Below are 13,836 nucleotides of genomic sequence, written 5' to 3' on the forward strand. Positions count from 1 at the left end.
CAGGTCTGTTATTTTTTTTATGTTCTGTCATATCTTCATATTTCTTATTGGAATTACTCATGATCGCCACCTCCTTTTACCTGTGATTCATATACTTCCCGGTAAATTTCATTTGTCTTTAATAATTCTTCAGATGTTCCAATTCCCATGATCTGTCCACCATCCAGAACGATGATCTGGTCAGCATCTTCGATAGAAGAAACGCGCTGTGCAATGATGATCTTGGTGGTGTTCGGAATTTCCTCGCGGAATGCTTTCCGGATCAGGGCATCCGTCTTTGTATCTACTGCACTGGTAGAGTCATCCAGAATCAGGATCTTTGGTTTCTTAAGGAGCGCCCTTGCGATACACAGACGCTGCTTCTGCCCACCGGATACATTGTTACCTCCCTGGACGATTTTTGTATTGTAACCGTTCGGGAACTCCTGAACGAATCCGTCAGCCTGCGCAAGCTTACATACACGTTTGACTTCTTCATCGCTTGCAGTTTCATCACCCCAGCGGATGTTTTCATAAATGGTTCCAGAGAACAGTACATTTTTCTGAAGAACCATGGATACCTGGTCACGCAGGGATTCCAGGCTATAATCACGAACATCAATGCCACCGACTTTGACACGTCCTTTTGTGACATCGTAAAGTCTTGGGATGAGCTGGACAAGGGAAGATTTTGCACTTCCGGTTCCACCGATGATACCGATAGTCTGTCCGGACTCAATATGAAGATTAACGTTTTTCAGAGATAAATTTCCGCCTTCACCTGCGTAGCTGAAGTCTACATGGTCGAATACAATGTCTCCGTTTGGAACTTCTGTCACTGCATCAGGCTGATCTTGCATTTCCGGAATTTCATTCATGACTTCAGTGATACGGTCAGAAGATGCCTCCGCGATCATGATCATAACGAATACAAATGTAACCATCATCAGAGATCCGATAATCTGTAGTGCGTAAACGATGACACTTGTAAGTTCGCCTGTCTCCATAGTGCCGGCAATGATGCTCTTGCCTCCGATCAGAACCATGATCAGAACGACTGAGTACATGGTAAACTGCATGACCGGTGAGTTCCAGGCAACAATTTTCTCAGCCTTTGTGAAAAGGTTGTATACATATTTGGAAATGTCGTGGAACTTGTCAATTTCATAATCCTCGCGGACGAATGCTTTCACTACACGGGAAGCATTCACATTTTCCTGGACTGAGTTGTTCAGTACATCGTATTCATCGAATACTTTGATAAAATGTGGGTGCGCTTTTTTGGCAATGTAGATCAGTGTTCCTCCAAGAAGCGGGATTACAATCAGGAATAAGAGTGAAATTGTCTTATTGAGGAGCAGTGTCATGATCCATGATAAGATAATCATAAATGGAGCTCTTGCAAGAAGACGAATACTCATCATGTATGCCATCTGGATATTTGTGATATCTGTTGTCATACGTGTAACCAGTCCTGAAGTAGAAAAATGGTCAATGTTTTTGAAAGAGAAATCCTGTACCTTATAAAAGATGTCGTGGCGCAGGTTTCTGGCGTATCCGGCACCTGCGATTGCTGCCATGTTACCAGCCTGAACACCAAAGAACAGGGCAAGCATAGCCATGACTACAAGAATCAGGCCGCGCTGCAAAATGTAGGACATATTTCCATTTGCGATTCCTACATCGATGATTTTTGCCATCTCGAGTGGAATCAGAACTTCCATCAGCACTTCGAGAATGACAAGAAGCGGAGCAAGAATGGATTGCTTCTTATATTCTCGTACTGATTTTAACAGTGTTTTATTCATATTATGCCTCCTTTTTATTGTCAGTACAATTACATTTTGAAGCTGCAAGATTATCAAGCATCTGACAGAGAACTTCCCGGCAAACATGGAGCTTGTCATCAGGAATACCGGCGGACAAAGCGGCCTCACACTTTTTGATATGTTCTACAATACGTGGACGCAAAGCCTCAGCTTTTTCTGTCGGAACCAGTTGCTTTAGTCTTGCATCGCTTTCAACACTGGTTCGTGTAATATAGCCCTTTTGCTCAATCAGTTTAATAATACCGGTGACAGTAGACCGCCGGATCTGGAATGCTTCCTCAATATCCCGCTGGAATATTGGTTTGTGAGCAGATTCCAACAAGATAAATTTTAAAAGCTGTTGCTGGACAGGTGTCAGATCACTATCTTCTAAAATCGTATAGCAGTCATTTTGACATTTCATCTTACAGGAAAGAATGTGGATCAGACGTCCCAGCTCCAGAGGATTATTTTGGTTGTTTGTATCTTGCATAATACACCTCAATTCTCAAAGAAATAATTGTTAGCTTCCTAACTTTTAACATTATATGGACAATATAATAGAATGTCAAGAGAAAAAATAAGAGAAAGCTGCAGTGTAAACTGAAGATAAAAATTAAGAAAAAACTACAGAAGAGCAGTATGAGAAAATGACTTTGCTGTGCAGTGATAAATTCTTGTAAAATAATAAAATGTGGTTGAAATGTCAGGTGGATAATACTATAATATGTGAAGGAGTGATTAGGAACTCCTACAATGATTCATTTTCAGGCAGAAATCAAAATGGAGCCTGGAATGGATGATTGGCAAAATTTCTAAGAAAAAAGGCAGGTGAACAGAATGGACAGTTGCGATAGTCATGGGCGAACTAAGAACATAGGATTAGATATGAGTAACAGTCTGTTCTGTTTTTTCTAAATAGAATTTATCAATTCATTTCTTATCCTATTTTCCAATGAGCGAACATATGCATAAAAATGCAGCTATCTGATCTGTGAAAAACAGATGCAAGAAGGATAAAGATTTTAATGTCAACAGCTAAAGTGTCTCTTGATGTTTTAATTTTTGTGCTTCTTGCGGAAATGAGAAAACAGGATAAGGAGGTTTCCCAAGATGGAAAACAAAACACAGGATTATCAGTCAGAAATCTTGGCTATCATCAGAGGTAATACTTCGCCGGGAGTTATGCGTAACAAACTGGAGGATTATCATGAAAATGACCTGGCAGATGTATTTTCCGAGCTGACAGCAGCAGAGAGACGGAAAGTCTGCAGAATTCTGAATCTGGATATGCTTTCAGACATTTTTGAGTATATTGATGAGAAGCAGGCAGCAGAGTATCTGGATGAGATGGATGTGCGTAAGGCAGCGTGTATTCTTTCAGGAATGGAGACAGATGCCGTTGTAGATGTTCTCCGTATGACACCGAAGGAGAAAAAAGTACTTTTGATCGAGCTGATGGATGATGAGGCGAGAAAAGATATGGCAATCATTGCTTCATTTGACGAGGAAGAAATCGGAAGTAAGATGACAACTAACTGCATCATGATCCGTGAGAATCTGACTGTAAAGCAGGCAATGAGCAGCTTAATCGGTCAGGCAGCAAAGAACGATAACATTTCTACTATATTTATGGTGACAGAAGATTCCACATTTTACGGAGCATTAGATTTGAAAGATTTGATTATTGCAAGACAGGATGCATGTCTGGAAGATCTGATCGTGACATCATACCCATATGTATATGGAAATGAACTGATAGATGATTGTATTGAAAAGCTGAAAGATTATTCCGAGAATTCCATTCCGGTACTGGATAATGATAACAAATTGCTTGGAGTTATCACCTCACAGAGCATCGTAGAATTGGTCGATGACGAGATGGGAGAGGACTACGCGATGTTTGCCGGTCTGACAGCGGAGGAAGATTTGAAAGAGCCTCTGCGTGAGAGCCTGAAAAAGAGACTTCCGTGGCTGCTGGTATTGTTAGGACTTGGCATGGTCGTTTCATCAGTAGTTGGTGTATTTGAGACAGTTGTAAGTCAGCTTACGATTATTATGTGTTTCCAGTCACTGATCCTGGATATGGCAGGAAATGTGGGAACACAGTCACTGGCCGTAACAATCCGTGTTCTGATGGACGAGTCCCTGACCGGAAAACAGAAGGCGGAATTAGTATGGAAGGAAATGACAATCGGATTTTCGAACGGTCTGATTCTGGGAACATTGTCATTTCTTGTAATCGGACTTTATATTGCACTCTTTAAAGGAAAGACTTTTATGTTCGCTTATGCAGTTTCAGGCTGCATCGGAATAGCACTTGTAGTTGCGATGGTCATTTCCGGAGCAATCGGAACATGTATTCCACTGTTCTTTAAGAAAATTAATGTTGATCCGGCTGTAGCATCCGGACCATTGATCACGACCATCAACGACCTGGTAGCAGTTGTGACTTACTATGGATTGAGCTGGATTTTCCTTATTGAGATGCTGCATCTTGCGGGGTAAGGAAATATAATTGAACCCGCCGGATACCAATTTTTTACTATGTAGATTTTAGAACATTTTACTGCATCGCCTATTGACATAAAAATCCAAAAACTCGCAGAGCTCAAACAGTTGGATTTTTATGTCGCTAGACTTGTAAAATATCCTAAAATGCTACAATTAGTACAAAATTGGTATCCGGCGGGTTTTATATTTTCTTACTTCGCAAGGTGGTGGTAAGAGAGAGTAATTTAACGAAAAAGGAGATATTTATGATAAAAGCAGTTATTTTTGATATGTATGAGACTTTGATCACACAGTATGGAGGACCGGTATATTTCCGGGCGCAGATGGCAGCAGATGCCGCCATAGATCCGATGTTATTTGATGCACTTTGGATTCCGAGTGAGAATGACCGGACCATTGGAAAGCAGACATTGGAAGAGACAATTGAGCAGATATTGAGACAGACCGGAAAATACAGCGAGGAGACATTCCAGACTATTATTTCCGGAAGAAAGGCAGCAAAAGCAGACTGTTTTTGTCATCTTCACCCGGAAATTATTCCGATGCTTCAGGCATTAAAAGAAAAAAAGATTAAAATCGGACTGATTAGTAACTGTTATTCTGAGGAAGCGGTATTGATCCGGGAAAGCCAGTTATTTCCATATTTTGATGAGACATGTCTGTCTTATGAACTGGGAATGAAAAAGCCAGATCCGGAAATATTCCTAAAGTGTATGGAAGGGCTTGGAGTGAGAGCCGGAGAATGTTTGTACATCGGAGATGGCGGGAGCCATGAACTGGAGGCAGCAGATATTATGGGAATGACTGCGCTTCAGGCACGGTGGTACATCAAAGAAGTGCCGGAACTGGATATCCGAAAAGAGAAGTTTGAACAGCTAGAGACACCGATGGCGGTGTTAGAAAAGATATAAAAAATGATTCGTTTATTTTTAGATAAATAATATATCTTAAAAATATACAAAAGTATTGCATGAAAAGCATAGAATTGATACAATAAATGTAAGGTGCTGTCAGCATTGGTGTATCTGGCGGTTTATTCTTAATTCATTTGGTCTTGGATATGCAATGGGATGTAACAATAAGACCGCAACCAAAGATTCACTGGATCTTTGGTTGCATGCTTGGCAAAAAAAATAACCGCCTGTTAGCCTGAGAAACTAATACGGTTATTTTTTATTTACAATGATCAGGTAAATCGCCATTGGCAGTACCTTTTATATAAGTATATTAACACTGATATGTGTGTGTGTCAAATATATGTTGTATGAAAAGGACGAAGTGGTATGAAGATAAATAATCAATATGAGGAAGCAGAAGCGATTTATCCAGTTACAGGATTATATATTGATCCGGACGGGAATGCTGTAGAAAAGTCAGAGATGCTTTTATCGGAGCATCGTATGGACGTGTATATTAATGATGTGCTGACGATGAAATTAGTGTGTACACCGAAGGATTTGCCGGGACTGGTACTGGGACGAATGGTCAGCGAAGGCATGATTTATTCATCAGAGGAAGTGGAATACCTTTATATCTGTGAGCATGGGACCAGGGCGAGAGTACAACTTGTTTCAGAACATTGTGGATTAGTAAATGATAATCTGAGTGCAGAAGTCATGGATACACCGACTTGTTGTACGGATAATAAGACCATATATAGTGGATTTGCAGTGGAAAAAGAATTGCAGCATCTGGAGCCGGTAGAAGTTAGTCTGGAACTTATGTATGCATTTGACGAAGCCTTTCATCAGGATATGCCATTGCATGAGGCGACATGGTCAACACACAGTTGCTTTCTTGCATATAAGGGAAAGATTGTGTATTCCTGTGAGGATATCGGACGCCATAATGCACTGGACAAAGCGATTGGCTATGCACTTATGCAGGATTATGATTTTCATGAATGTGCAGTATTTACGACCGGACGGCTCCCGATTGACATGATTACAAAAGTAATCCGGGCAGGAATTCCACTTGTGGCAAGTAAAAAGACTCCGACGGCAGAAGCTGTAAAACTGGCACAGGAATATGGATTGACGATGATTGGAAGAGCGAAGAATCACAAGATGATGCAATATACGCTGTATAAAGAATAAGACCTATAAATGAGCAAATTTGAAAAATTGCACAAAACTACACTGCGAATTTCATAAATGAATCAAAATCATTACTTTCCTTTGCGCATTAAAAAAGATAACGATACTTTTCCAGCTGAATGGTATCACAGATTTCGTGATATCCAGTTTCAAACGAGCAGAATCTACCAGTACCTACTGCACACATGAAATGTGCCAGTGACATAAGCAGCCAGTACCTTTTGATTCCCTGTGCAGAGCGTATCTGATAGCCGTCCAGTGCCAGTTTCTCCTTACATTGGCAGAAAAATACTTCAATCGGCCATCGACACACATACCAGGAAAGAATCTCCTGTGTAGATAGGGCTACGTTTGTACTGATGAAAGCACGCAATGCTTTGGGATTACCAAATGCTTTTTCCGGATAACTCAAAAGAACTACCGCATTTTCTATGCCGTTGAGGTTTCCCTCGTACCGGTACACATAATAGTTTCGTTTTTTGACTGTCACAAGGTCAAATTCACGATGTGTAACAGACAATTCGGCGGCCAGTTCACGAAGTTTCTTTTTCATTCCCGATGGATACAGCAAACGGTTTGTTTTCAAAGCACCGATGGTATGGAACCCTCTCTGTGCAAAGGTATTGATTATCTTTTCAGAAACATACCAGCAGTCACAAAGAAAATAGGACATTACCGGTGGAACAGGCAGCTCCTTTGCAATGCTTCGTACAATGTCAATCTTGGAAATTGACTTATTGTACATTACAAAAGCATAGTTCAGAACAATGCCATTGCAGGAAAGCATAACAGCAACTGCCTGATGCCCGTAATCCTGTTTTCCCTTTAAATGGGATTGGTGAAAATACGCATCTTCAATCGGATGTAAAGCCCGTGACAAAGGCTTTGTCTTTGAAGCAATCGTATCGTCCACAATACAGAAAACAGGCTTTCCGGTGCGTGCTGCTTCTGAATAAATAATCTCAATGACAGAGCATTTTAACGTATCTGAAAATAATGAATCATCCCATTTTCCGGAATTGAGGAAATGGGCAATCGTAGTTCTGTGACAGGAACTGTTTTTAGCAAAGTCCGTGGTTTTTCCATGATATCCTGAAATGAAAATACTGATTAGGATACTCATAAGATGGTTTATTACTCGGTTCGAATAAAATTTGCATAAGTTTAATTTTTTAAACTGGTTGTATATGAATGAGGAATGATGTATAGTATTTGCGAGAGACACCTTCTTTCGTAAATGTTGCAAATGTTTGTTTTGGCACTTTCATTATACAACACTATCGAATTCAAGGTGTCTTTCTTTTATGCAAAATCACGAACTTGCTCATTTATAGATTTATTTATATTCTTTACTCAGGCGTTCTGATATTACATGGAATATTGGAAAAGAAAAGGAACGGCAAGATATTATCCGAAGAGGGAAGCTTTTAATCGATTGGCGTTACCACGCTGTTTTTGGGGAAGATCATCAGCTGAAAGATTTGAATGAACGGGAGATTGCCTTCCTTTACTTACTTGCAGATGCACCAAAACAAGTAGTGAAACATGAAATTATTTTTGAACGATTGTGGAGGGAACCTTATGGAGTAGATTCTGCCAATATGATCTGGTGCTTTGTACGCAGACTGAGAAAAAAACTGGAAAAGTCCAATCCGGAAGCTGCAAAGATGATTCAGAGTATACGGAAGGTAGGTTACTATTTGGATATAGGCTAAAATTAAATGGAATATGGTAAATGTTGGTTGATATATACCTTTTATAAAATGTGAAATAGAGCGGATGAAGAGTCCATGCGATTTTTTGCTTTTAGGAAAAGCTGATTAATAGTTATAAAAATATAGATAAAAACTATTAATACAATGATATAGGATTTATCGATTGGACTTATAAAATAGCATATAGTAAAATGACAAATGTAACAAATGTCGATAGAAGCTTGTCGACAACAGTGATACCAGTAGGAGGAATATTATGAAGAAGAAAGTAATCAGCGTATTACTATGTGCAGCAATGGCAATATCTATGCTTGCCGGCTGTGGCGAATCAAAGTCAGACAGTAAAGAGACTGACAAAAGCACAACAGAATCAACAAAAGGAGCAAGTGATACATTTACATTTGCAATCGGTGGAGACACAGGAAACACCTTAAATCCACTTACTGCAGATGACAGATGGGGACTTATGACATGCCACATGATCTATTCACCGATGTATTATATCAATCCGGATGGATCAATTGAATGGATTCTTGCAGAAAGCATGGAACCATCAGATGACGGACTCGTTTATACAATGAAATTAAAAGAAGGTTTGAAATGGAGCGATGGGGAGCCTTTAACAGCAGATGATATTGTATTTACATTCAATTCTATTAACGATATGAAAGAGAACCTTTATGTTGGAGGAGAACCAATCAAGGTTGAAAAAGTAGATGACACAACAGTAACATTTACTCTGGCAACACAGAGCGCATCTGTTACAGAACTTCTTTCAGCAGAGACATTTATTGTTCCGAAGCACATTTTTGATGGAAAAGGAAGCTTTGATGTGAATATGCTTGAAGATGAAGTTGTAGGATCTGGTCCTTATATGCTTGAAGAATATAAGACAGGTGAACATCTGAAATTTGTGAAGAATCCGAACTATGCAAACGGAGAAGCAAATATTGATACAGTTGTTTATCGTATCATCGAAAATTCTGATACAGCCAGCCTTGCACTTCAGAAACAGGAAGTAGATGCATTGAGCGTAACCGTTGATCAGGTAGATACTTTTGAAGGTGATGACAACTTTACTGTTTCGAAATACAGTGAAGGACGTGTTTCCTATCTTAGATTAAACTACTCTTCACCGAATATGAAAGATAAAGATTACCGCGAAGGAATCTTAAGAGCACTGAACCGCGAAGAAATCATGACCGCAGCATTTACAAGTGATGATTATTACAAATTAGGATATTCATTTCTTCCATACTCAAGTAGCTACTATACAGAAGATGGCGTTGAAAAATGGGATCAGGATGTAGAAAAAGCTAAAAAACTTACAGCAGACGGAGCAAAATCCTTAAAACTTTGTTATGTTGAAGAAAGCACTGAACAGAAAAATCAAGCACTTACAGTTCAGGCAGAATTGAAAGCAATTGGTATTGATGTTGAACTTTGTGGTGTAAATCAGGCAGCTTATATGAGTGCGGCTTATGATCAGGAATCTACGGAGTATGATATGTTCCTCGGAGCTTATGTAATGGGTATCGATCCAGATACATTTGCAGCTCTTGTTGTATCTACAAAGGATGATATGCTGAACTTCCATAACACAGATATTGATGCGAAATTCGATGAAGCAGGAACAACTCTTGACGATACAAAGAGAAAAGAACTGTACAACGAACTTCAGGGTATGGTATCAGGAGAAGCTCTTTTATACCCAATGGGTACAAGCATGAAGACAATGGTAACAACAGCACGTGTCGGAAATCTTGAAGAAGCACAGTTCGTACCGATCTACACATTCGGAGATATGGCTAAATTAACTTTAGAATAGTAGATGATGTGGAGGAGGGGTTAAGTCCCCTCCTTTTTTTGCCATATATCAATTAAAGACTCAGTAAAAAAAATTGGGAGGAAGAGGAATGAAATATATTGTAAAACGTATTTTACAGGCAATTCCGTTATTGCTTATCATTACCTTTATCTGTTTTATGCTGATTAATCTTGCACCGTATGATGCAATTGATGCGATTACGACACCTGATATGTCGCAGCAGGAAGTAGAAGCAAAAAGAGAAGCGTATGGATTAAACGATCCTGTAATTGTTCAGTATGGAAGATGGCTGGGAAATATTTGCCATGGAGAATTTGGTTTTTCCTTAAGATCAAGAACCAGCATTTCTTATGATCTTAAGAACCGAATCCCGGCAACGATCAAGCTGGTACTACCGTCCTATTTGACAGCATTTTTACTGGCGATTGTATTGGGACTGATTGCCGGAAGCCATAAGAATCAATGGCAGGATAAGCTGATTGATGGACTTTGCTCTATCGGAATCGCAACACCGACCTTTTGGTTTGCGATGATCATCATGTTTTTGTTTGGATATAAACTGGAACTTTTTCCGCTTATGGGAATGCATACGATTGGAAAAGAAGATTCTATTCTTGATTTTCTACAACATTTTGTAATGCCGTATGTGGTTCTCACGGTGGGATTTATTCCGGATCTGACACGATATGTGCGTGGATCTACAATTGGTCAGTTAAAAGAAGATTATGTAATTGTGCAGAAATCTTTTGGGGCAAGCAGGGCGGAGATTCTTTTTAAGCATGTCAGCAAGAATGTACTTCTTCCGCTGATTACAAAGCTGGGAATGGCGTTACCAATGCTGGTGACAGGAGCAGTTATTACAGAGACGATTTTTTCATGGCCGGGTATTGGGCCTTACTTTGTAAGTGCAGTTCAGGCAATGGACTACCCGATCGTAATGAGTGTCCTTGTGCTTTCAGGAACTCTTGTTATTCTTGGAAATCTGCTTTCCGATATTTTATATTGTGTGACAGATCCTCGTATTAAATCAATGAAATAGAGGGGTGCGAAGATGAAGAAGAACAGAAGACTTGAAAATGTAAAATATGAATTTAAGCATAACAAACTGGCTATTTTGGCGGCGGTTTATCTGATCGCAATTATTCTGGTCAGCATTTTTGTTGTGTTTAGCAAGGTTGATCCGGATGCATTGGACGTTGCACATAAATTACAGTCACCGTCCGCAGCGCACTGGTTTGGAACGGACGAACTTGGACGTGATTATTTTATCCGTGTATTATATGGTGGACGGGTATCTCTGGTTGTAGGTGTGCTTGCCATGCTGACTTCGATCGTGATCGGAGTAACAGTCGGAATGGTAGCCGGATATTTCGGTGGGATTGTAGATAATATTTTGATGCGAATTGTTGACGTATTCAGTTCCATTCCATGGATCATCATGGTAACGGTTGTCGGATTGCTGTTTAAGAAAGGGATTGTTTCTATTATTATCGTAATCGGTCTTTTTAGCTGGATGGAGATTGCCAGACTGGTACGTTCGGAAGTGCTTTCTGCAAAAGAGAGAGAGTATGTACAGTATGCGGACTTTATCGGGATTCCATCAGGGAAAGTGATTATGTCGCATGTATTTCCGACGGTATTTCCGACGATTATCACTGCGGCAACTGCACAGATTGCAAGTGCGATCATGGTAGAAAGTTCACTTAGCTTTTTGGGACTTGGTGTAGCAGCGCCGATGTCAAGCTGGGGAAGTCTGCTTCAGAGCTCCCAGCAGTATCTGCAGAAAGCACCGTACATGGCAATTCTGCCTGGAATTTTGATTATTCTGACGGTGTATTCTTTCAATAAATTAGGGGATGTACTTCGTGTGTTTGTAGAACCGAGAATTACAGCAGGTGATAAAGATGAGTAAGAAGAATGTATTAAGTGTAGAAAATATGAATGTTTCTTTTAAAAGTCACGGACAGGAAGTAAAGGCTGTAAGAGGAGTCAGCTTCAGTGTTGATCAGGGAGAAATTGTAGGTCTTGTCGGAGAATCCGGAAGTGGAAAATCGGTAACGATGAAAGCGGTTATGGGGATTTTGCCGGACAATGCAGAAAGAACAGCCCAGTCCCTTCTTTTAAATGGAAGAGAAATCAAGGATCTGTCGGATGAAGAGTGCAGAAAAGTTCGTGGAAAAGAGATGACGATGATTTTTCAGGATCCTATGACAGCGTTAAATCCGCTGAAAAAAATCGGAAGTCAGATAGAAGAGGTGATTATCCGACAGAAGAAATACTCGAAAAATGAGGCAAAAGAAAAAGCATTGGAAATGCTGAAAAAAGTTGGTATTCCGAATCCGGAAGTAAGACTTGGACAGTATCCGCACGAATTCTCCGGTGGTATGAGACAGAGAGTTCTGATCGCAATGGCACTTGCCTGTAAACCGGAGCTTCTGATCGCGGATGAGCCGACAACGGCACTGGATGTAACAATTCAGGCGCAGATTCTGGATCTTTTACATGAGCTGAAGGATGAATTTCATACTTCGATTATGCTTATCACACATGATATGGGTGTAGTAGCTACGGTCTGTAGTAAAGTAATCATTATGTATGGTGGACTTGTGATGGAAAGCGGTACGGTTGAAGAAGTATTCTATGAACCAAAGCATCCATATACAAAGGCACTTTTGAAAGCAATTCCTTCTCTGGACCTGAAAGAAGGCGAGAGATTGCAGTCCATACCGGGACTTCCACCTTCACTTATCGATTCGCCGAAAGGATGTCCGTTTGCCGAACGTTGCGAATATGCGACAGATCGTTGCCGAAATGAAAAACCGGAATATACCGAATTTACAGAAACACACAGAGCAATGTGCTTTTTAAATGAGTAGAGGGGAGAAACAGATGAGTAAAGAAATATTGATATCTGCAACAGATTTAAAAAAATACTTCCCGGTTCATAAGTTCATGGGTGGTAAGCAATATGTAAAAGCGGTAGATGGCGTAAGCCTTGAAATTCATAAAGGCGAAACATTTGGTCTGGTCGGAGAATCCGGCTGTGGAAAGTCTACATTAGAACGTACACTGATCCGTATGTATGACATAACCGATGGAAAGGTTACTTATAAAGGAAAAGATATTACAAATGAAAAAGCGAAAAATCTGCAGTGGATGAAGGATGAAGTACAGATTATTTTCCAGGATCCGTATTCTGCATTAAATCCATTCTGGAATGTTCGCGAAATTATCAATGAGCCGCTTAAGAAAGCCGGAATGGGAGAAAAAGAAGCGGAAGAAAGAATTGAATATCTTCTCAATAAGGTTGGGATGTCAAAAGCAGATATGGATAAATTCCCATATGAATTTTCGGGCGGACAAAGGCAGCGAATCGGAATTGCGAGAGCGCTTTCTGTGAATCCGGAATTTATTGTATGTGACGAACCGATTGCGGCACTGGATGTATCTATTCAGGCGCAGGTAGTAAATATGTTGGAAGATCTGCAAAATGAATTTGGTCTGACCTATCTTTTTGCGGCACATGATCTTTCTATGGTGCGTTATATCAGTACCAGAATCGGAGTCATGTATCTTGGAACATTGGTAGAAGTAGCAGAGAGTAATGAGCTTTATACCAATCCGATGCATCCTTATACAAAAGCTCTGCTGTCTGCGATTCCTATTGTAGATCCTTTAAAAGCAAGAGAACACAAGCGGATTCAGCTCAAGGGAGAACTGCCGAGTCCAATGAATATTCCGGAAGGCTGTCGCTTTGTAACACGTTGTCCATATGCGACTGAAGCATGCAAAAATGGAGTGCCGAAACTTCAGGAGATTTCAAAAGGACATTCCGTCGCCTGTCACAGAGCGAAAGAAATTTTGTAAAATTAATAATAAATCTATTCCTTCCATTT

General features: G+C 40.1%; 12 protein-coding genes. 9 read left to right on the forward strand and 3 right to left on the reverse strand.

Annotated features, from left to right (window positions below; translation table 11 throughout):
- Nucleotides 1–53 precede the first annotated feature (53 nt).
- Together G593_RS0109155 and G593_RS0109160 are read right to left on the reverse strand one after the other, a co-directional pair.
- Complete coding sequence (locus G593_RS0109155) at nt 54–1,787, reverse strand: ABC transporter ATP-binding protein (RefSeq protein ID WP_029731489.1); 1,734 nt, start codon at nt 1,785–1,787, stop codon at nt 54–56.
- 1 nt (nt 1,788) lies between these two features.
- Complete coding sequence (locus G593_RS0109160) at nt 1,789–2,280, reverse strand: MarR family winged helix-turn-helix transcriptional regulator (protein ID WP_029731490.1); 492 nt, start codon at nt 2,278–2,280, stop codon at nt 1,789–1,791.
- A 620-nt stretch (nt 2,281–2,900) separates the two neighbouring features.
- Here G593_RS0109160 and mgtE point away from each other — a divergent pair.
- From mgtE to fdhD, 3 genes are all read left to right on the forward strand, one after another.
- Nucleotides 2,901–4,295: a magnesium transporter gene (gene mgtE / locus G593_RS0109165; RefSeq protein ID WP_029731492.1), complete on the forward strand. Its 1,395-nt coding sequence runs from the start codon at nt 2,901–2,903 to the stop codon at nt 4,293–4,295.
- 251 nt (nt 4,296–4,546) lie between these two features.
- Complete coding sequence (locus G593_RS0109170; RefSeq protein WP_029731493.1) at nt 4,547–5,212, forward strand: HAD family hydrolase; 666 nt, start codon at nt 4,547–4,549, stop codon at nt 5,210–5,212.
- Between the two features lie 372 nt (nt 5,213–5,584).
- On the forward strand, nt 5,585–6,397 hold the full coding sequence (fdhD, locus tag G593_RS0109175; RefSeq protein ID WP_029731494.1) for a formate dehydrogenase accessory sulfurtransferase FdhD: 813 nt from the start codon (nt 5,585–5,587) through the stop codon (nt 6,395–6,397).
- Nucleotides 6,398–6,485: 88 nt separating this feature from the next.
- Here fdhD and G593_RS0109180 read toward each other — a convergent pair whose 3' ends face one another.
- On the reverse strand, nt 6,486–7,520 hold the full coding sequence (locus G593_RS0109180; protein WP_029731495.1) for a transposase: 1,035 nt from the start codon (nt 7,518–7,520) through the stop codon (nt 6,486–6,488).
- A gap of 358 nt (nt 7,521–7,878) precedes the next feature.
- Between G593_RS0109180 and G593_RS20500 the strand changes: the two genes are divergently transcribed.
- From G593_RS20500 to G593_RS0109210, 6 genes are all read left to right on the forward strand, one after another.
- Complete coding sequence (locus G593_RS20500) at nt 7,879–8,112, forward strand: winged helix-turn-helix domain-containing protein (RefSeq protein WP_029731496.1); 234 nt, start codon at nt 7,879–7,881, stop codon at nt 8,110–8,112.
- 256 nt (nt 8,113–8,368) lie between these two features.
- A complete protein-coding gene (locus G593_RS0109190; RefSeq protein ID WP_029731498.1) occupies nt 8,369–9,940 on the forward strand; it encodes an ABC transporter substrate-binding protein in 1,572 nt (523 codons plus the stop codon).
- 88 nt (nt 9,941–10,028) lie between these two features.
- Nucleotides 10,029–10,979, forward strand: a complete 951-nt coding sequence (locus G593_RS0109195) for an ABC transporter permease (RefSeq protein ID WP_029731499.1) — start codon at nt 10,029–10,031, stop codon at nt 10,977–10,979.
- 12 nt (nt 10,980–10,991) lie between these two features.
- Nucleotides 10,992–11,852, forward strand: coding sequence for an ABC transporter permease (locus G593_RS0109200; RefSeq protein WP_029731500.1), 861 nt, complete (start codon nt 10,992–10,994; stop codon nt 11,850–11,852).
- Nucleotides 11,845–12,816, forward strand: coding sequence for an ABC transporter ATP-binding protein (locus tag G593_RS0109205; protein WP_029731501.1), 972 nt, complete (start codon nt 11,845–11,847; stop codon nt 12,814–12,816). The genes G593_RS0109200 and G593_RS0109205 overlap by 8 nt, the downstream gene beginning before the upstream one ends.
- 13 nt (nt 12,817–12,829) lie before the next feature.
- A complete protein-coding gene (locus G593_RS0109210; protein ID WP_029731502.1) occupies nt 12,830–13,807 on the forward strand; it encodes an ABC transporter ATP-binding protein in 978 nt (325 codons plus the stop codon).
- Nucleotides 13,808–13,836: the final 29 nt, after the last annotated feature.

The sequence above is a fragment of the Dorea sp. AGR2135 genome, assembly GCF_000420885.1.
In the GTDB taxonomy this organism is placed as follows: domain Bacteria; phylum Bacillota; class Clostridia; order Lachnospirales; family Lachnospiraceae; genus Dorea; species Dorea formicigenerans.

Coding starts and splice junctions, on each gene's coding strand:
- G593_RS0109180 (WP_029731495.1), bottom strand. CDS start 7,520: ATGAGTATCCTAATCAGTATTTTCATTTCAGGATATCATGGAAAAACC.
- G593_RS0109205 (WP_029731501.1), top strand. CDS start 11,845: ATGAGTAAGAAGAATGTATTAAGTGTAGAAAATATGAATGTTTCTTTT.
- fdhD (WP_029731494.1), top strand. CDS start 5,585: ATGAAGATAAATAATCAATATGAGGAAGCAGAAGCGATTTATCCAGTT.
- G593_RS0109200 (WP_029731500.1), top strand. CDS start 10,992: ATGAAGAAGAACAGAAGACTTGAAAATGTAAAATATGAATTTAAGCAT.
- mgtE (WP_029731492.1), top strand. CDS start 2,901: ATGGAAAACAAAACACAGGATTATCAGTCAGAAATCTTGGCTATCATC.
- G593_RS0109210 (WP_029731502.1), top strand. CDS start 12,830: ATGAGTAAAGAAATATTGATATCTGCAACAGATTTAAAAAAATACTTC.
- G593_RS0109160 (WP_029731490.1), bottom strand. CDS start 2,280: ATGCAAGATACAAACAACCAAAATAATCCTCTGGAGCTGGGACGTCTG.
- G593_RS0109190 (WP_029731498.1), top strand. CDS start 8,369: ATGAAGAAGAAAGTAATCAGCGTATTACTATGTGCAGCAATGGCAATA.
- G593_RS0109155 (WP_029731489.1), bottom strand. CDS start 1,787: ATGAATAAAACACTGTTAAAATCAGTACGAGAATATAAGAAGCAATCC.
- G593_RS0109195 (WP_029731499.1), top strand. CDS start 10,029: ATGAAATATATTGTAAAACGTATTTTACAGGCAATTCCGTTATTGCTT.
- G593_RS0109170 (WP_029731493.1), top strand. CDS start 4,547: ATGATAAAAGCAGTTATTTTTGATATGTATGAGACTTTGATCACACAG.